Consider the following 16,729-nt stretch of genomic DNA (forward strand, 5'->3'; position numbering starts at 1 on the left):
CCATGCGATCGCTCGCCTCCGCGGCGCTGGTCGCCGCCCTGGCCGCCCTGATCTCGACCCCCGCCGCCGCCCAGCCCCTCCCCGCGCCCGGCGACGTGGAGGGCTGGACCGCCGGGCTCTCGACCGGCGTGGCGGGGCGCTTCGGCGGGTTCGAGATCGATCCGGGGGAGCACAACCCGCCCTTCCTGATCCTGGTCGGCGCGCGGGCCGAGGGCTGGTTCCCGGGCCGGCTCTCGCAGGCGGTGCGGCTGCGGGCGCGCGTGCTCGCGGGCGGCGAGGACCGGATCTTCGTGCCGTCCGACGGCGAGCTGGAGGCGGCCTGGGCGATCGGCTACCCCGAGTTCCGCTTCGTGCTCGGGCGCGTCGAGGCCGCGCGCGCCCCCGGGCTCGCGCTCCAGTCGCTCGTCCAGCTCGGCACGCTCCCCTCGGTGGAAGGGAACGTGACGGTGGGCTACCAGGCGCGCCTCGATTACCTGGCCGCACCGGTCGAGATGGTGCACGTGCGCTACCGTGGGCGCGCGCACCTCCCCGGCGCCGGTGCGACCACCGAGTCGGAGCAGGTGCACGCGGCGAGCGCCGCCCGGCTCCGCTACACGGTGGAATACCCGGCGGGCCCCATCCTCTCGGTCCAGGCCGAGGCGCTGAAGCTGTGGGAGAAGCCGGATCTGCTGGCGGCCGCCGAGGGTTCGGTCGGCTGGGCGGCGTTCGGGAGGGCGGTCGTGTTCGAGGCGGTGGCGCGCTGGCAGGGCTTCACGCGGCGCGCGCCGGCGCCGGACGATCGGCGGACCGACGGCGAGGTTCAGCTCCTGGCGGTGGCGCGGATCGGCCTGTAGGGGGCCCCTACCCCCGGGGCGGGGAATTGGCGGGAGGGTCCGGTGTTCGGCCTGGCGGCGCGGCGGGGGGCCGGCGCGTTGTCCACCCCGGGCGATCCTGATATCTGCGGTGGCTCTGACTTGGCTGGAAGGGAGACGGGACACATGAAGCACGTGAGCTGGGTGGTCGCGCTCGTCATCGGGTTCGCGATCGGATTCGTCGGGCGCGGCTCGTGGGATGCGGGCGGCCGGCCGTCCCGCGCGCCCGTGGGCGCGCCCACGCGCGCGCGTCCGGTGGAGGATCCGAAGGCCGTCTACCGGGTCCCCGCGGACGACTCGCCGGTGCGCGGCCCGGCCGACGCGCTCGTCACCATCGTCGAGTCGTCCGACTTCCAGTGCCCGTACTGCAAGCGCGGCGCGGCCACCATGAAGCAGGTCGAGGAGGCGTACCGCGGCAAGGTGCGCTTCGTCTTCAAGCACAACCCGCTCTCGTTCCACCCGCAGGCCATGCCGGCCGCGCTCGCCGCCGAGGAGGCGCGGGCGCAGGGCGGCGACGAGAAGTTCTGGGCGCTGCACGACAAGCTGTTCGACTCGGCCCCCGCGCTCGACCAGGCCGCCATCGAGAAGGCCGCCGGCGAGCTCGGCCTCGACGTCGCCAAGGTCCGCGAGGCGATGCAGGCCGGCACCCACCGCGCCCGCATCGAGCGCGACCAGAAGCTGGTGGTCGGCCTGGGCGCACCGGCCACCCCGACGTTCTTCGTGAACGGGCGGAAGATCGCCGGCGCGCAGCCGATCGAGGCGTTCCGCGCGGTGATCGACGAGGAGCTCGCCAGGGCCGAGCAGCTCGTCCGGTCCGGCACGCCGGCGTCGCAGGTCTATGCGAAGGCCATCGAGCGCGGCGCGACCGCCCCGGTGTTCCTGCCCGGCACCGTGCCGCCCCCGACCGCCGCCGCGCCCTCGCCGGCCGCCCCGGCGCCGGCGGCCCCCGCGGCCCCGCCGCCCGCCACCTACGCGAAGGTCCCGCTCCGCGCCGACGACCCGGCGCGCGGCCCGGCGGACGCGAAGCTGACGGTGGTGCTGTTCTCCGACTTCCAGTGCCCGTTCTGCTCCCGCGTCGAGCCCACCCTGAAGCAGCTCGAGCAGGCGTACCCGGGCCAGGTGCGGATCGTGTGGAAGCACCAGCCGCTCTCCTTCCACCCGAACGCCATGCCGGCGGCCATCGCCGCCGAGGCGGCCCGCGAGCAGGGCAAGTTCTGGCCGATGCACGAGAAGCTGTTCTCGAACCAGCAGGCGCTCTCCCCCGCGACCTACGAGCAGTACGCGAAGGAGCTCGGCCTCGACCTGCGCAAGTTCCAGGCGGCGGTGGCGGCGCGCAAGGGCGCCGACCGGATCGCGGCCGATCAGCAGCTCGCCGGGTCGGTGGGCGCGAACGGCACGCCGACGATGTTCTTCAACTGCCGCCAGGTGGTGGGCGCGCTCCCGCTCGAGCGGATGCGCCCGGTGGTCGAGGAGGAGCTGAAGAAGGCGGACGCGCTGCTGAAGGGCGGGAAGGCCGGCGCCGGGTTCTACGAGCAGGCCTGCCAGGCGAACCTGGCGCTGAAGCCGGCCGCGCCGCAGCAGGGCGCGGTGGTCCCGGCGGCGCTGCCGGCCGGCCAGCCGGTGCAGGGCCTCGCGGTCCGCGCCGACGACCCGATCCGCGGCAACCCGAAGGCGCCGGTCACGATCGTGCTGTTCTCGGACTTCCAGTGCCCGTTCTGCGCCCGCGTCGAGCCGACGCTCGCGCAGGTGCAGAAGACGTACGGCGACAAGGTCCGCGTGGTCTGGAAGCACCAGCCGCTCGGCATGCACCCGAACGCGCTGCCCGCGGCCGAGGCCGCCGAGGCGGCCCGCGAGCAGGGCAAGTTCTGGCAGATGCACGAGAAGCTGTTCGCGAGCCAGCGTGAGCTGTCCGACGCGCTGTACGAGCGGGCCGCCCGCGAGATCGGCCTCGACGTGGCCCGCTTCGACGCGGCCCGCCGCTCCGGCCGCGCCCGCACCCGCATCGCCGAGGACCAGGCGCTGGCCGCCCGCATCGGCGCGCAGGCCACGCCCACCATGTTCGTGAACGGCGTGAAGGTGGAAGGCGCGGTGCCGTTCGAGCAGATCCGCGCGGTCGTCGATGCCGAGCTCGCGCGCCGCTAGCGGCCCCGCAGGTCCCGTGGCGTCGGGGGTGGGCGCGCCGGCGCCCGCCCCGCTCGCGCCCGCCGTCGCGGCCGCCTGGGATGCGCTCCACCGCGCGTTCGACCGGATCTTCGTGATCACGATCGAGCGCGCGGCGGAGCGGCAGGAGCGCGTCCGCACGCGGCTGACCGGGCTCGACTACCGCTTCCATCTCGGGATGGACAAGCGGCTGCTCGATCCGGCGCGCCGCGCCGCCGAGGGCTACGACGAGGCGGCGGATCGCGCCGCCGCGCGCCGCTCGCGGACGATGACGCCGGGCGAGCTCGCCTGCGCCATCTCGCACCTGCAGATCTACCGGGCGGCGGTGGAGCACGGCTGGGAGCGCGTGCTGGTGTTCGAGGACGACGTGCTGCCCCGGTACGAAGACCTGGCGCTCCTGCCGCAGACGCTGGAGCAGCTCCCCGACGACTGGGAGCTCGCCTACCTGGGCTACACCAACTTCGAGAAGGTGACGCCCTACCACCGCGCCAAGCAGGCGACGTACCTCGTCGCCGCCGCGCTCGGGCTGATGAAGTGGACGCCGGCGGAGATCCGCCGCTTCCACCCGCGGCGCTTCAGCGAGAACCTCAAGGTGGCGGGCCTGCACCACTGCGCGCACGCCTACGCGTTCACCCAGGCGGCGGCCCGCAAGCTGGTCGCGGCGCAGACCCCGCTGGCGCGCAACGCCGACCAGCTGTTCGTCCACATGGTGCTGAGCGGCAAGCTGCGCGCGTTCGTCACCGAGCCGAAGTTCTTCGACCAGGAGGCCGGGTCCGGCAAGGCGGCCGACTACTCGTTCATCTTCCACGACTGACCGCCGGCCCCCGCCATGCGGGGGGCCGGGCGGCGGGCGCGGGTGTTGCGCGAACCGACCCGACCATGTAAGAAAACGAGTCCTGCCATGCGTCGGACCTTCTTCAAGGCGAAGATCCATCGTGCGACCGTGACGCACGCGGATCTCGAGTACGAGGGCTCGGTCTCCATCGACGAGGACCTGCTCGAGGCCGCGGGCATCTGGGAGTACGAGGCCGTCCACATCTGGAACATCACCCGCGGCACCCGGTTGCAGACGTACGCGATCAAGGGTGAGCGCGGCTCCGGCATCATCTGCATCAACGGCGCGGCCGCGCACCTCAACCGCCCCGGCGACATGGTGATCCTCGCCACGTTCGCCGAGCTGGAAGAGGCCGAGGCTCGCGACTTCAAGCCCACCGTGGTCCTCGTCGACCGCCAGAACAAGATCGTGGCCAAGGACGCCGTCGAGGTGCCCGGCCCGGCACGCAGGGTGACGGCATGACGGTGCGTCTTTGGCAAGTCCGCTGAGCTGCGGACCACCCCCGATCTCCAGACCTTCCTCTCCCTCTGCAGCCCCGGCCGCGCGGTCCCGGTGCGCGTCGAGATCGACGCCGACACCGAGACGCCGGTCTCGGCGTTCCTGAAGCTCTCGCGCGGCGAGCGCCACGCGTTCCTCCTCGAGTCGGTGGAGGGCGGGGAGCGGAGCGCGCGCTTCACGTTCCTGGGCGCGGCGCCGCGGGCGCTGCTCCGCTGGAAGCTGGGCGACCCCGGCGATCCCATCGCCGCGCTCCGCGCCGCGCTCGCCACGCACCGGGCGGTGCGGGTGCCCGGCGTCCCGCGCTTCTCCGGCGGCTTCATGGGCCACGTCTCCTACGACGCGGTCCGCCTGTTCGAGCCGCGCGTCCCCATCGCGAAGGCCGACGAGCTGGGCTTCCCCGACGTCCTGCTCATGGACTTCGACGAGCTGGTGGCGTTCGACAACCGCCGCCACTCGCTCCACGTCATCTGCGAGGTGCGCTGCGACGAGGGCGACGACCCGCGCGCGCTCTACGCCGACGCGGTCCGCCGCATCCGCCGCCGCCTGGCGGTGCTGGCGCGGCCGCTCTCCGATCGCCGCCCGCGCCGGGCCGGGCCGCCGGCGGTGCTCGCGCCGCGGGTCCGCCGCGAGGCGTTCGAGGCGGCGGTGCGGCGCGCCAAGGAGTACGTCACCGCCGGCGACTGCCAGCAGATCGTCCTCTCCCAGCGCTTCGACGCCGAGACCTCGCTCCCGCCGTTCGAGATCTACCGGGCGCTCCGCCGCGTGAACCCCTCGCCGTACCTGTTCTTCGTGAAGGACGGGCCGCGCGCGCTGGTCGGCTCGTCGCCGGAGACGCTGGTGAAGCTCGAGGACGGCGAGGTGACGCTGCGGCCCATCGCCGGCACGCGCCCGCGCGGCGCGGACGCGGCCGAGGACCAGGCGCTCGAGGCCGAGCTGCGCGCCGACCCGAAGGAGAACGCCGAGCACGTCATGCTGGTGGACCTCGGGCGCAACGACGTGGGGCGGGTGTCCGCCACCGGCACCGTGAAGGTCGCCGCGCTGAAGACGGTGGAGCGCTACTCGCACGTGATGCACCTCGTCTCGGAGGTGCGCGGGCGGCTCGCCCCCGGCCGCACGGCGGTGGACGTGCTCCGGGCCGGCTTCCCCGCCGGCACGCTCTCCGGCTCGCCCAAGGTGCGGGCCATGGAGATCATCGACGCGCTCGAGCCGGCCCGCCGCGGCCCCTACGGCGGCGCGGTGGGCTACTTCGACCGCGGCGGCGACATGGAGATGTGCATCGCGATCCGCACGCTGCTCGCGAACGGCCGGCGCGTGTCGGTGCAGTCCGGCGCCGGCATCGTCTACGACTCCGACCCGGCCGCCGAGTACCAGGAGACCGTCAACAAGGCGCGCGCGGTGTTCACCGCGGTGGCGCAGGCCGAGGCGCGCGGGCTGGACGCGCCGCCGGCTGCCGCGCCCCGCGGGCGCGCCGGCGCGCAGAAGGCGCAGGCGGCCCCCGCGCGGCAGCGGCGCGCGGCCGGATCGCGCGGCCGCCGCGCGGCGCCGCGCGGGAAGGGGGCGAGGCGATGAGCGGCGCGCGCCCGGTCCGGCTGCTGCTGGTGGACAACTACGACAGCTTCACCTTCAACCTGGTGCAGTACCTGGGCGAGCTGGGCGCCGAGGTGGAGGTGTTTCGCAACGACGAGATCGACGTGCCCGGCATCCGGGCGCGCCGCCCCGACGCGCTGGTGCTCTCGCCCGGCCCGTGCACGCCGGACCAGGCGGGGGTGACGCTGGAGGTGCTCCGGACGCTCTCGGGCGCGCTGCCCATCCTCGGCGTGTGCCTCGGGCACCAGGCCATCGGCCAGGCGTTCGGGGGCAAGGTGGTGCGGAACGTCCGCATCGTGCACGGCAAGGCGAGCCCGGTGCACCACCGCAACCAGGGCATCTACGCCGGGCTGCCCGCGCCGTTCCAGGCCGGGCGCTACCACTCGCTCGTGGTCGAGCGCGAGAGCCTCCCCGAGGCGCTCGAGATCACCTCGTGGACCGAGGAGGGAGAGATCATGGGCCTGCGCCACCGGGCGCTGGACGTGGAGGGCGTGCAGTTCCACCCCGAGTCGATCCTGACGCTGGATGGCAAGCGCCTGCTCGGGAACTGGCTCGCGCACGTCGCGCCGCGCGGCGAGGAGGCACGGCCGTGATCCAGCAGGCCATCGCGAAGCTCCTGGAGGGCGAGGACCTCACCCGCGCCGAGGCGGCCCTGGTGATGACCGAGATCGCCGACGGCGGCGCCACCCCGGCCCAGTCGGGCGCGTTCCTGGCGGCGCTGCGCATGAAGGGCGAGACGGTGGACGAGATCGCCGGCGCCGCCGACGTGATGCGCCAGCGGGCGGACCGGGTGCGGGTGGATCGCGACGTGTTCATCGACACCTGCGGCACCGGCGGCGACGGGCGCCACACCTTCAACATCTCCACCACCGCCGCGTTCGTGGCGGCCGGCGCGGGCGTGTGCGTGGCGAAGCACGGCAACCGCGCCGTGTCGTCGCGCTCCGGCTCCGCCGACGTGCTCGCCGCGCTGGGCGTGAACGTGGACGCGGACAAGGAGACGGTGGAGCGCTGCATCGAGGAGGTCGGCATCGGCTTCCTGTTCGCGGTGCGGCTCCACCCCGCGTTCAAGGCCATCGCCGGCGTGCGCCGCGAGCTGGGCGTGCGCACCATCTTCAACCTGCTCGGCCCGCTCGCGAACCCCGCCGGCGCGCGCCACCAGGTGCTCGGCGTGTACGAGGCGCGCTGGGTGCCGGTGCTGGGCGGCGTGCTGGCGGCGCTGGGCGCCGCGCACGCGTTCGTGGTGCACGGCGAGGGGCTGGACGAGATCGCCGTGACCGGCATGACGCACGTCTGCGAGGTGAGGGACGGCCAGGTGGAGCGCTACACCATCCGGCCCGAGGACCTGGGGCTGCCGCGGCGCGACGCCGCCGAGCTCGTCGGCGGCGACGCGGTGGCGAACGCCCGCATCGTCACCGACGTGCTGGAGGGACAGGCGGGCGGGCCGCGCGACGCGGTGCTGGCGAACGCCGCCGCCGCGCTGGTGTGCGCCGGCGCCGCCAAGGACCTGCGCGACGGCGTGGCGCGCGCCGCCCGGTCCATCGACTCGGGCGCCGCCCGCGAGAAGCTGCGGCAGCTGGTGGCCGCCACCACGGTGCCGGCGTGACGGTCCTCGACGGCATCCTGGCCCGGAAGGTCGACGAGGTGGCCGCCCGCCGCGCGGCCGAACCCGACGCGGCGCTGGCCGCGCGCGCCGCCGCCGCCCCCCCGCCACGCGGGTTCGAGGCGGCGCTCTCGCCGCGCGGCGGCCCGCTGCGCGTCATCGCCGAGGTGAAGCGCGCCAGCCCCTCCGCCGGCGCCATCCGCGCCGGCCTCGACGCGGTGGCCCAGGCGCGCCGCTACGCCGCCGCCGGCGCTGCGGCCATCTCGGTCCTCACCGACGGCCCCGGCTTCGGCGGCTCGCTCGACGACCTGATGGCGGTCCGCGCCGCGGTGGACGTGCCGCTGCTCCGCAAGGACTTCGTGGTGGACCGGTACCAGCTCCTCGAGGCCCGCGCCGCCGGCGCCGACGCGGCGCTGCTCATCGTGGCCGGGTTGGCGCAGGACGACCTGCGGCGGCTGCTCGACGGCTGCGGCGAGCTGGGGCTCGCGGCGCTGGTCGAGGTCCACGACGACGCCGAGGCCGAGCGCGCGCTCGCGGCCGGCGCGCGCATCGTCGGCGTCAACAACCGCAACCTCCACACCTTCCACGTGGACCTCGCCACCTCCGAGCGCATCCTGCCGTCGCTCCCGGCGGCGGTGAAGGGCGTGGCGGAGAGCGGCGTGCGCACCCCGGAGGACGCGGCCCGGCTGCGCCGCGCCGGGGCCGCGAACCTGCTGGTGGGCGAGGCGCTGGTGCGCGCCGAGGACCCGGCCGCGCTGCTGCGCGCGCTGGGCGAGGCGTGATGGCGCCGCCGCCCAGGGTGAAGATCTGCGGGGTGACCCGGCTCGAGGACGCGCTCGAGGCCGCACGGCTGGGCGCGGACGCGGTTGGCTTCAACTTCTGGCCGCGCTCGAAGCGCTACGTCCCGCCGGCCACGGCGCGCGCGTTGGTGGCCGCGCTGCCGCCGTTCGTGACGGCCGTGGGCGTGTTCGTGGATCCCACGCGCGAGGAGCTGCTCGCCGCGGTGGCGGCCTCCGGGGTGCAGGTCGCGCAGCTCCACGGGGACGAGCCGCCGGAGCTGCTCGAGGGCCTGCCCTTCCCCGTGGTGAAGGCCATCCGCGTGGGCGGGCCCGAGGCGCTCGACCAGCTCGCGCGCTACCCGGCCGCGGCCGGCTTCCTGCTCGACTCCGCCTCGCCGGGCTACGGCGGCAGCGGGGTCGCGTTCGACTGGGCGCTCGCGGCGCGCGCCGCGGAGCGGACCGCGGTCGTGCTGGCCGGCGGGCTCACCCCGGCCAACGTGGCGGACGCGATCCGCGCGGTGCGGCCCTGGGCGGTGGACGTGGCGAGCGGCGTCGAGTCGGCGCCCGGCGTGAAGGATCGGCAGCTCATGGCGCGGTTCGTCCGCGCGGCAAAGGAGACGACGTGAAGACGGCAGCCCTCCCCGACGAGCGGGGGCGCTTCGGCGCCTTCGGCGGGCGCTTCGTGCCCGAGACCCTGGTGCCGGCGCTGGACGAGCTCGAGCAGGCCTGGCGCGAGGCGCGGGCCGACCCCGCCTTCCAGGCGGAGCTGGACGAGCTGCTCCGGCGCTACGCCGGGCGCGAGACGCCGATCTCCGAGGCGCCGCGCATGAGCGCCGACGTGGGCGGGTGCCGCGTGCTCCTGAAGCGCGAGGACCTGTGCCACACCGGCTCGCACAAGCTCAACAACACGCTCGGCCAGATCCTGCTCGCCCGCCGCATGGGCAAGAAGCGGATCATCGCCGAGACCGGCGCCGGCCAGCACGGCGTCGCCACCGCCACCGCGGCGGCGCTGTTCGGCCTGCCCTGCGAGGTCTACCAGGGCGCGGTGGACGTGGAGCGGCAGGCGCTCAACGTCTTCCGGATGCAGCTCCTCGGCGCGCGGGTCATCCCGGTGACGGCCGGCTCCGCCACGCTGAAGGACGCGATGAACGAGGCGCTGCGCGACTGGGTCACCAACGTCCGCGACACGCACTACATCATCGGCTCGGTGGCCGGCCCGCACCCCTACCCGGCCATGGTCCGCACGTTCCAGTCGGTGATCGGGCGCGAGGCGCGCCGGCAGGTGCTGGAGCTGGCCGGCCGGCTGCCCGACGCGGTGGTCGCCTGCGTGGGCGGCGGCTCCAACGCCATGGGCATCTTCTCGGCGTTCGTGGACGACGCGCACGTGGACCTGGTGGCCGCCGAGGCCGCCGGCCTCGGGCTCTCGACCGCGAAGCACGGCGCCTCGCTGGCGAAGGGGACCCCGGGCGTGCTGCACGGCTCGCGGAGCTACGTGCTCCAGGACGGGCACGGGCAGATCCAGGAGGCGCACTCGATCAGCGCCGGCCTCGACTACCCGGGCGTCGGGCCGGAGCTCTCCTACCTGAAGGACCAGGGCCGGCTCACGCTGCTGCCGCAGACCGACGCCGAGGCGCTGGACGCGTTCCAGTACCTCGCGCGCATGGAGGGGATCATCCCCGCGCTGGAGAGCGCGCACGCGGTCTCGGCCGCGCGCAAGGTGGCCCGCGACGCCGGGCCGGGAGGGCTGGTGCTCGTGAACGTCTCCGGGCGCGGCGACAAGGACGTGGAGCAGGTGCGGAAGATGCTCGAGGCGGCCCCGCCGCCGCGGCGCAGCCGCGCCCGCCCGGCACGGCCGGCGCGGCCGAAGGGCAAGGCGAAGGCCGAGGCGAGGCCGCGCGCCGCGGCGCGGAAGGGAGGCCGCCGGTGAGCCCGCGCCCCGCCCGCAAGCCCCGCGCCGCCGCCGCGCCCGTCGCGGCCGAGCGCCCCGACCGCATCTCGGCCGCGTTCGAGCGCTGCCGCGCCGAGCGCCGGGCCGCGCTCGTCACCTACGTGATGGGCGGCGACCCCGACCTCGCCACCGCGCGGGACATGGCGCTCGCCTGCGTGGAGGGCGGCGCCGACCTCGTCGAGCTTGGGGTGCCGTTCTCGGATCCCATCGCCGACGGCCCCACCATCCAGGCCGCCGCGCAGCGCGCGCTCGGCGCTGGCACCACGCTCGAGGACGTGCTCGGGATCGCCGCCGCGGTCCGCGCGCGCTCGCAGGTCCCCATCGCGCTCATGGGCTACCTCAACCCCATGCTGGCGGGCGGGGTCGAGCGGCTCGTGCGCGGCTGCGCCGACGCCGGCGTGGACGCGCTCATCATCCCCGACCTGCTGCCCGAGGAGGCCGAGGTGCTCGCCCCGGCGTCGGCCGAGGCCGGCGTGAAGCTGGTCTACCTGCTCGCGCCCACCTCGAACCCGGCCCGCGTCGAGGCCGCGGCCCGGGCCGCCACCGGCTTCCTCTACTTCGTGTCGGTGACCGGCGTGACCGGGGCGCGCCACGCGGTGGCCGAGGAGATCGCGCCGCTCGTGTCCGCGGTGCGGGCCCGGACCGACCTGCCGGTGGTCATCGGCTTCGGCGTGGCCTCGCCCGAGCAGGCGCGCGCGCTCGGCCCGCTCGCCGACGGCGTGGTGGTCGGGAGCGCGATCGTGAAGCGGATCGCCGAGGGCGGCTCGCGGCGCGCTCGCGCCGAGCGGGTCACGCGGTTCGTGCGATCGCTGGGGCGCGCGCTGCGGCGCTGATCGGGCGCTACGCCAGCCCGCCCGCCGGGTGGATGACCTGCACGGCGCCGTCGGCCCGGCGCATGTGCGGGTGGGAGATCCAGCGGCACCGCGGGCAGAAGCTCGCGGCGTGGCCCCCCTCGCCGAGGCGCACCTCCAGGTCGCCGTCGCACAGCAGGCAGCCGCCCGGCAGGACGATGTCGCGGCGCTCCCCGGCGCCGGCTGCTTCCCTGGGCTCGCGCTCGGCCTTCATGTGGATCAGGTAAGGCTTCCCGCGCGCATGGCAAGCGGCCGCGTCCCGGGCGAGCGCCGGACGGCCCGCGCGACCGGCCAGGAGCGTGCTCGGTTCGGGTGCGTCTCCCGCGGCGGGGCCAGGGCGGCGGGCCGGCCGGGCGTCCCCTCCGCGGCCTCCGGCTATACCCCGCGGCCCACGGCCCCGGCGATCACCCGCACCTGGCGCATCAGCTCGTCGAACTCGGCCGGCGTGAGCGACTGCTGGCCGTCGGAGAGCGCCTTCTCCGGCCGCGGGTGGACCTCGACGATGATGCCGTCCGCGCCGGCGGCGATGCCGGCCCGCGCCATGGCGGGCACGTGGGCGCGCAGGCCGATGCCGTGCGACGGGTCCACGATCACCGGCAGGTGCGTGAGCGCCTTCAGGATGGGGACCGCGTTCAGGTCGAGCGTGTTGCGCGTCATGGTCTCGAAGGTGCGGATGCCGCGCTCGCACAGCGCCACCTGGTAGTTGCCCTCCGAGACCACGTACTCCGCCGCCATCAGCCACTCCTTGATGGTGGCGGAGGGGCCGCGCTTCAGCAGGATGGGCCGGCGCACGCGCCCGAGCTGCCGGAGCAAGGAGTAGTTCTGCATGTTGCGGGCGCCGATCTGCAGCACGTCGGCGTAGTCCGCCACCATGTCGAGGTGCTCGACGTCCATCACCTCGGTGACGACCTTCAGCCCGGTCTCCTCGCGGGCGGCCGCGAGCAGCTTCAGGCCCTCCTCGCCGAGCCCCTGGAACTCGTACGGGCTGGTGCGCGGCTTGAAGGCGCCGCCGCGCAGGAACCGGGCGCCGGCCGCCTTCACCGCGTGCGCCGCCTCGAGCAGCTGACCGCGCGACTCGACCGAGCACGGCCCCGCCATCACCGCCAGGGCCGTGCCGCCGAGCGGCACGCCGCCGACGTCGATGACCGTGTCCTCCTCCTTCACCTCGCGGGACACGAGCTTGAACGGCTGCGACACCCGGATCGCGTCGGCGACGCCCGGCAGCGTGGTGAACAGCTCCGGCTCGAGGCCGCCCTTGTTGCCGGTGATGCCGATCGCCACGCGCTGCGCGCCGGGGATCGGGTGTGCGGTGAGGCCGAGGCTGCGGATCTTCTCGATCACCGCGTCGATCTCCGGCTGGCCGGCGTGGGGCTGCATGACGACGAGCATGGGTCCGCCTCCGGGGAGCCCGGTTGTACTGCGCGGCGGCGGGGGGAACAAGGACGCGGTCGATCGCCCCGCCGTCCGCCCCGGCGTCCCCGGGCCGCGGGGCGCCTTCGCACCCGGCGTCCGTCTCGGCGTCGCCTGGCGGGCCGCGCATGCCCGGATCACGGGACGTCAAGCCCGCTGACGGGCGCTGCCCGCCGCCCGCAAGCTCGCTAGATTGGTCTTCGGAGGCGCGACCATGCGGGTGGCGCGGTGGGTCCGGCAGGCGGCGCGGGTGGTCGAGGAGCTGGCGGCGGCGTACGACGGGAGCGTCCGCCGCCGCCCGGTGGAGCGGCGCACCGACTTCTCGCGCTGCGAGCACCCGGTGCTCATCCTCCACGGCTTCTTCAGCTCGCGGCGCACCTGCGCGGTGCTCGAGCGCCGGCTGCGCCGCGACGGGATGGGCGTCTTCACGCTCGACCTCGGCGGCCTCGGCGGCACGCTCAACACCCGCGGCATCGACGACGTCGCCGACCTGGTCCGGGCCAAGATCGAGCGGCTCTACGCCCGCCACCCCGGGCTCGGCCCGCTCACCATCGTCGGCCACTCCAAGGGCGGGCTCATCGCCGCGTACTACGTGAAGAAGCTGGGCGGCTGGCGGCGCACGCGCGCGGTGGTGACGCTCGGCACCCCGCACCACGGCACGCCGGTCGCGCTGCTCGGGCTGCCGGTGGGCTTCCTGGCGCGCTCGCTCTGGCAGCTCTTCCCGGGCAGCGTCTTCCTGCGCCGGCTCCACGACGGCCCCTGGCCGGGCCAGGTGCGGCTCGTGTCGATCTGGTCGCGCGACGACGGCGCGTCGCCCTACCCGTCGGCGGTCATCGAGACGCACGGGCTGCCCCACCTCGCGAACGTCGAGGTGCAGGCGCACCACGCCGCGTTCCTCACCAGCAAGCGCGTCTACCAGGTGCTGCTGCACGAGGTGCTCGCCGCCGCCGAGGCGGCGCCGGCGCGACGCGGCCCGCTCACCGCCATGGAGGGCGGGCGCGTCGCCTCGGCGTCGGCCAAGGTCGATGCGCCGGCGCGGTCACGGCCCGGCGGCGCCGCCGGCACCGACGCGGCCTGACGCGCGTCGCGCCGCCGCCGCGCGGGGTCGCCGCGCACGCCCCGTCCGGCTATCCTGCCGCCGTGCGCGATCGGCGGTGGGACTTCCTGTACGACCGGCAGCGGCAGCCGGTGAAGGCGTACCTCCTCGAGCGGTTCGCCGAGGAGCTGGCGCGCGAGCTCACGGCGTGGCCGCCGCCGGAGCTCCAGTGGGAGAGCGAGGCGGAGCGCGCGCGCTGGGGCCACGGCGCTGCGGAGCGGCCGCGCGACGACGTCGTGCGGCTCGCCCTGGAGCTGGCGCGGCTCGATCTCGTCCGCGAGTACGACGAGGTCGAGCGGCGGCGTGAGCAGGAGGCGCACCGGCTGCAGACGCCCTCCGAGCAGGCCGCGCTCCACCTGCTCGTGCGCCTCGTCACCGAGGCCTGCCTGGACCTGAAGGAGCGCGCCGAGGGCGCCCACCTCACCCGCGCCGACCTCGCGACCGTGCCAGACCTGCTGGAGCGCAGGCTGTTCCGCGTCACGCTCTAGCGGGCGGGCGCCCGGACGCCGGGGGCTCAGCGGCGCGATCTCGGCAGCAGCGCGCCGTGCGGCCGCTCGGACGGCGGGCGGAGGTTCGGCGGCTTCACCATCCAGAGCACGAACAGGAACAGCGCCACCACGGCGGCGGCGACGAAGGCCGCGAACACCCACGGCAGGATGCCGTCCGCCGCTGCGTGCGGCCGGTAGATCGGCCCCTGCGCGGCGGCGGCGAACGCAAGCACCAGCGCGGTGAGCGCGAGCACGTGGCCTGCGGTGCGCGCGATCGGGTTCACGGCCCCGGCCCCCTCGCCCCCGGCGTCCGGCGCGGCCGGGAGAAGAACATCCGGAACAGCGCCACGATCACGAGCGCCGCGACCAGCATCCACAGCCACCCGTAGCCGCTCCGCGGCGCCGGCGCGGCGTCCCCGCCCGCCTGCGCGAGCGCGGCGAGCGGCAGGAGCGCGGCCCAGAGGCCGGTGATGAGGCGAGCGAGCGGTGACATCGAATCCCCCGCGCCACGCGATGAACCGGCGAGGCGCGACAGGAAGATGCGGACCGTGGACGCCAGGGGGAAGCGGCGCGGGGAGTGCCCAGCCGCGATGATCGGGCGGTCGCTCGGTCTGGGAGCGGGGGAGCGAGCGGCGCCGGCGCCTCACCCGCACCGCGCCCCGCCGGGTTCACCGGGAGGCAACGAACAGGTATCCGACTCCGGCGAGCACGAGCGTCCCGATCACTCCCACGAACACCCCCGCCGTCCTCATGCCGCGCGCTTCCGCCTCGGAGGAGACCTGCGCCCACCCCGCCTCGTCGCCTCCCCGTCGCCAGAAGGTGTCGAGACCACGCGCCACCGTCAGCGGGCTAAGGATGCAGCTTGCCGCGAACCAGAGCGCGCCCCGGTACCAAGGGACCCGGTGACCGGCCGGCACGTCGCCCTTGCGATGCGAACGCGTGGGCGTGAGCCCCACGATCGCGGTCACGGCGTCCGGGTCGAGGTCGTCCGAGGTCATCGCCAGCCTGACGTGCGTTCGATCCTGCATCGGCTCCTCTCCGGGCGCATCGCGCCGTCACTCGCCGGACGCTCGGCCGGCCCTGGCGGCGCTTCTCACGGAACGTCCTATCCTACGTCCGGTCGTCCGCGGCCTGCGAGCCGGATGGGCCCTCCAGGGCCACGAGCAGCGCGGACAGCCGGGCGTCCAGCTCCGCGACCGCGGCGGCGGGCAGCGCGGCGAGGAGCCGGCGCTCGTTCTCGACGTGGGCCTCGACGGCGCGGTCGATGAGCGCGAGCCCCTTGCGCGTCAGCTGGACCAGCACGCTGCGCGCATCCTGCTGGTTGGGGACGCGCTGGACGAGCCCGCGCTGCTCCAGGCGCTTGAGCCGATGCGTCATGGTCCCCGAGGTGACCATCAACGCCGAGAAGAGCTCGGTCGGGCTCAGGCGGTGCGGCGCGCCGGCGCGCCGCAGCGTGGCGAGCATGTCGAACTCCCACAGCTCGAGGCCGAACCGGGCGAAGCCTGCCTCCAGCGCCCGCTCCAGCAAGGCGGCGCAGCGCTTGATGCGGCCGATGGGGCCCATGGGGCTCGCGTCGAGGTCCGGACGCTCGCGGGCCCACTGCTCGAGGACGGCGTCCACCGCGTCCCGCCGGACCGGCCCGGGGTCGCGCCCGGTCGTTTGTCTTGACTTCAAGATGTCTCCCCCGACAAATGTCTCGACCTCAAGGTACCTCACATGCCGACCTCCGTCTCCTCCCCTCGCTGGCGCGACGTGCTCCTCACGGCGGTGGCCCCCGCGATCTGGGGCTCCACCTACATCGTCACGACGGAGCTCCTGCCCCCGCACCGACCGTTCACGGCGGCCCTCCTCCGCGCGCTGCCGGCCGGGGTGCTGCTGGTGCTCGTCGCGCGGCGGGTGCCCGTCCGCCGCGACTGGCCGCGCGTGCTGGTACTGGGCGCGCTCAACATCGGCGTGTTCCAGGCGCTGCTGTTCGTGGCGGCCTACCGGCTGCCGGGCGGGCTCGCGGCGGTGCTGGGCGCAGTGCAGCCGCTGCTGGTCATGGCGCTGGCCTGGGGGGTGGACGGCCGGGTACCGGCCCGGGCCACGCTGGCGTCCGCGGTCTCCGGGATCGGCGGCATGGCCGTGCTGCTCCTGTCCCCGCAGACCGTCTTCGAGCCGGTGGGCATCGCCGCAGCGCTCGCGGGGGCCGCCTGCATGGCGGGCGGCGTGTGGCTCACGCGGCGCTGGCGCCTCGATCTGCCGGTCCTCGCGCTCACCGGCTGGCAGCTCGTCGTCGGCGGGCTGATGCTCGCGCCGCTGGCGTGGCTGGCGGACCCGCCGCTGCCCGTGCTCTCGCGATCGCAGGTGCTGGCCTATGCCTACCTGAGCCTGGCCGGCGCGCTGGTCTCCTATGCGCTCTGGTTCCGCGGCGTCGCGCGGCTGCCCACGGTGGCCGTGTCGTCGCTCGGGCTGCTGAGCCCGCTCACCGCCGTCGTGCTGGGCTGGGCGCTCCTGTCGCAGGCGATGTCGGGCGCGTCGCTCGCGGGCATGGCGATCGTGCTCGCCAGCGTCCTCGGCGTGCAGTGGACCGCCTCGCGGACCAGGTAGCGGCGCCCGGCGGAGGCTCCTGGCCGGTCCTCCGGAT

General features: G+C 75.3%; 20 protein-coding genes. 14 read left to right on the forward strand and 6 right to left on the reverse strand.

Annotation, left to right across the window (positions count from 1 at the left end):
• The first annotated feature begins 2 nt into the window (after window positions 1-2).
• The 11 genes from A2CP1_RS21105 (at window position 3) to trpA (ending at window position 11,091) form a co-directional block, all read left to right on the forward strand.
• A complete protein-coding gene (locus A2CP1_RS21105; RefSeq protein WP_015935220.1) occupies window positions 3-833 on the forward strand; it encodes a hypothetical protein in 831 nt (276 codons plus the stop codon).
• Window positions 834-977: 144 nt separating this feature from the next.
• A complete protein-coding gene (locus A2CP1_RS21110; RefSeq protein ID WP_015935221.1) occupies window positions 978-2,993 on the forward strand; it encodes a DsbA family protein in 2,016 nt (671 codons plus the stop codon).
• A gap of 16 nt (window positions 2,994-3,009) precedes the next feature.
• The gene (locus A2CP1_RS21115; RefSeq protein ID WP_015935222.1) at window positions 3,010-3,825 is read left to right on the forward strand and encodes a glycosyltransferase family 25 protein; all 816 of its coding nucleotides are present in this window, start codon (window positions 3,010-3,012) and stop codon (window positions 3,823-3,825) included.
• Window positions 3,826-3,912: 87 nt separating this feature from the next.
• Window positions 3,913-4,308, forward strand: coding sequence for an aspartate 1-decarboxylase (panD, locus tag A2CP1_RS21120; RefSeq protein WP_012528123.1), 396 nt, complete (start codon window positions 3,913-3,915; stop codon window positions 4,306-4,308).
• Between the two features lie 90 nt (window positions 4,309-4,398).
• The gene (locus A2CP1_RS21125; RefSeq protein ID WP_015935223.1) at window positions 4,399-5,913 is read left to right on the forward strand and encodes an anthranilate synthase component I family protein; all 1,515 of its coding nucleotides are present in this window, start codon (window positions 4,399-4,401) and stop codon (window positions 5,911-5,913) included.
• A complete protein-coding gene (locus A2CP1_RS21130) occupies window positions 5,910-6,524 on the forward strand; it encodes an anthranilate synthase component II (protein ID WP_015935224.1) in 615 nt (204 codons plus the stop codon). The genes A2CP1_RS21125 and A2CP1_RS21130 overlap by 4 nt, the downstream gene beginning before the upstream one ends.
• Window positions 6,521-7,534 (forward strand): anthranilate phosphoribosyltransferase, encoded by a 1,014-nt coding sequence (gene trpD, locus A2CP1_RS21135; protein WP_015935225.1) that lies wholly within the window; start codon window positions 6,521-6,523, stop codon window positions 7,532-7,534. The genes A2CP1_RS21130 and trpD overlap by 4 nt, the downstream gene beginning before the upstream one ends.
• Window positions 7,531-8,313: an indole-3-glycerol phosphate synthase TrpC gene (trpC, locus tag A2CP1_RS21140; protein ID WP_015935226.1), complete on the forward strand. Its 783-nt coding sequence runs from the start codon at window positions 7,531-7,533 to the stop codon at window positions 8,311-8,313. Before trpD ends, trpC begins: the two co-directional genes overlap by 4 nt.
• Window positions 8,313-8,936, forward strand: a complete 624-nt coding sequence (locus A2CP1_RS21145; RefSeq protein WP_015935227.1) for a phosphoribosylanthranilate isomerase — start codon at window positions 8,313-8,315, stop codon at window positions 8,934-8,936. The genes trpC and A2CP1_RS21145 overlap by 1 nt, the downstream gene beginning before the upstream one ends.
• Window positions 8,933-10,237, forward strand: coding sequence for a tryptophan synthase subunit beta (gene trpB, locus A2CP1_RS21150; protein ID WP_015935228.1), 1,305 nt, complete (start codon window positions 8,933-8,935; stop codon window positions 10,235-10,237). Before A2CP1_RS21145 ends, trpB begins: the two co-directional genes overlap by 4 nt.
• Window positions 10,234-11,091, forward strand: a complete 858-nt coding sequence (trpA, locus tag A2CP1_RS21155; protein WP_015935229.1) for a tryptophan synthase subunit alpha — start codon at window positions 10,234-10,236, stop codon at window positions 11,089-11,091. Before trpB ends, trpA begins: the two co-directional genes overlap by 4 nt.
• 7 nt (window positions 11,092-11,098) lie before the next feature.
• Here trpA and A2CP1_RS21160 read toward each other — a convergent pair whose 3' ends face one another.
• Together A2CP1_RS21160 and aroF are read right to left on the reverse strand one after the other, a co-directional pair.
• On the reverse strand, window positions 11,099-11,323 hold the full coding sequence (locus A2CP1_RS21160) for a hypothetical protein (RefSeq protein WP_015935230.1): 225 nt from the start codon (window positions 11,321-11,323) through the stop codon (window positions 11,099-11,101).
• Between the two features lie 161 nt (window positions 11,324-11,484).
• Entirely contained in the window at window positions 11,485-12,498 is a 1,014-nt protein-coding gene (gene aroF / locus A2CP1_RS21165; RefSeq protein ID WP_015935231.1) for a 3-deoxy-7-phosphoheptulonate synthase, read from the reverse strand.
• 235 nt (window positions 12,499-12,733) lie between these two features.
• Between aroF and A2CP1_RS21170 the strand changes: the two genes are divergently transcribed.
• Together A2CP1_RS21170 and A2CP1_RS21175 are read left to right on the forward strand one after the other, a co-directional pair.
• Complete coding sequence (locus A2CP1_RS21170; RefSeq protein ID WP_015935232.1) at window positions 12,734-13,597, forward strand: esterase/lipase family protein; 864 nt, start codon at window positions 12,734-12,736, stop codon at window positions 13,595-13,597.
• A gap of 62 nt (window positions 13,598-13,659) precedes the next feature.
• Entirely contained in the window at window positions 13,660-14,103 is a 444-nt protein-coding gene (locus tag A2CP1_RS21175) for a hypothetical protein (protein ID WP_015935233.1), read from the forward strand.
• Window positions 14,104-14,129: 26 nt separating this feature from the next.
• On the opposite strand, the gene A2CP1_RS21180 is transcribed toward A2CP1_RS21175, so the two are convergent.
• From A2CP1_RS21180 to A2CP1_RS21195, 4 genes are all read right to left on the reverse strand, one after another.
• Window positions 14,130-14,387 (reverse strand): hypothetical protein, encoded by a 258-nt coding sequence (locus tag A2CP1_RS21180; protein ID WP_015935234.1) that lies wholly within the window; start codon window positions 14,385-14,387, stop codon window positions 14,130-14,132.
• Window positions 14,384-14,596: a hypothetical protein gene (locus A2CP1_RS21185; protein ID WP_015935235.1), complete on the reverse strand. Its 213-nt coding sequence runs from the start codon at window positions 14,594-14,596 to the stop codon at window positions 14,384-14,386. Before A2CP1_RS21185 ends, A2CP1_RS21180 begins: the two co-directional genes overlap by 4 nt.
• 175 nt (window positions 14,597-14,771) lie before the next feature.
• On the reverse strand, window positions 14,772-15,131 hold the full coding sequence (locus A2CP1_RS21190; protein WP_015935236.1) for a DUF4279 domain-containing protein: 360 nt from the start codon (window positions 15,129-15,131) through the stop codon (window positions 14,772-14,774).
• Window positions 15,132-15,213: 82 nt separating this feature from the next.
• On the reverse strand, window positions 15,214-15,777 hold the full coding sequence (locus A2CP1_RS21195) for a MarR family winged helix-turn-helix transcriptional regulator (protein ID WP_015935237.1): 564 nt from the start codon (window positions 15,775-15,777) through the stop codon (window positions 15,214-15,216).
• Window positions 15,778-15,819: 42 nt separating this feature from the next.
• On the opposite strand from A2CP1_RS21195, the gene A2CP1_RS21200 reads away from it, so the two are divergent.
• Window positions 15,820-16,692 carry an EamA family transporter gene (locus A2CP1_RS21200; protein ID WP_015935238.1) on the forward strand — a complete coding sequence of 291 codons (873 nt, stop codon included), beginning with the start codon at window positions 15,820-15,822 and terminating at the stop codon, window positions 16,690-16,692.
• Window positions 16,693-16,729: the final 37 nt, after the last annotated feature.

Origin of the sequence: Anaeromyxobacter dehalogenans 2CP-1 (assembly GCF_000022145.1) — a bacterium.
Lineage (GTDB): Bacteria > Myxococcota > Myxococcia > Myxococcales > Anaeromyxobacteraceae > Anaeromyxobacter > Anaeromyxobacter dehalogenans.

What these genes read in the sequence shown, in the direction of transcription:
- A2CP1_RS21105 (WP_015935220.1), top strand. Translation starts at nt 3, where the DNA reads ATGCGATCGCTCGCCTCCGCGGCGCTGGTCGCCGCCCTGGCCGCCCTG.
- A2CP1_RS21110 (WP_015935221.1), top strand. Translation starts at nt 978, where the DNA reads ATGAAGCACGTGAGCTGGGTGGTCGCGCTCGTCATCGGGTTCGCGATC.
- panD (WP_012528123.1), top strand. Translation starts at nt 3,913, where the DNA reads ATGCGTCGGACCTTCTTCAAGGCGAAGATCCATCGTGCGACCGTGACG.
- A2CP1_RS21130 (WP_015935224.1), top strand. Translation starts at nt 5,910, where the DNA reads ATGAGCGGCGCGCGCCCGGTCCGGCTGCTGCTGGTGGACAACTACGAC.
- A2CP1_RS21145 (WP_015935227.1), top strand. Translation starts at nt 8,313, where the DNA reads ATGGCGCCGCCGCCCAGGGTGAAGATCTGCGGGGTGACCCGGCTCGAG.
- A2CP1_RS21160 (WP_015935230.1), bottom strand. Translation starts at nt 11,323, where the DNA reads ATGAAGGCCGAGCGCGAGCCCAGGGAAGCAGCCGGCGCCGGGGAGCGC.
- aroF (WP_015935231.1), bottom strand. Translation starts at nt 12,498, where the DNA reads ATGCTCGTCGTCATGCAGCCCCACGCCGGCCAGCCGGAGATCGACGCG.
- A2CP1_RS21170 (WP_015935232.1), top strand. Translation starts at nt 12,734, where the DNA reads ATGCGGGTGGCGCGGTGGGTCCGGCAGGCGGCGCGGGTGGTCGAGGAG.
- A2CP1_RS21185 (WP_015935235.1), bottom strand. Translation starts at nt 14,596, where the DNA reads ATGTCACCGCTCGCTCGCCTCATCACCGGCCTCTGGGCCGCGCTCCTG.
- A2CP1_RS21190 (WP_015935236.1), bottom strand. Translation starts at nt 15,131, where the DNA reads ATGCAGGATCGAACGCACGTCAGGCTGGCGATGACCTCGGACGACCTC.
- A2CP1_RS21200 (WP_015935238.1), top strand. Translation starts at nt 15,820, where the DNA reads ATGCCGACCTCCGTCTCCTCCCCTCGCTGGCGCGACGTGCTCCTCACG.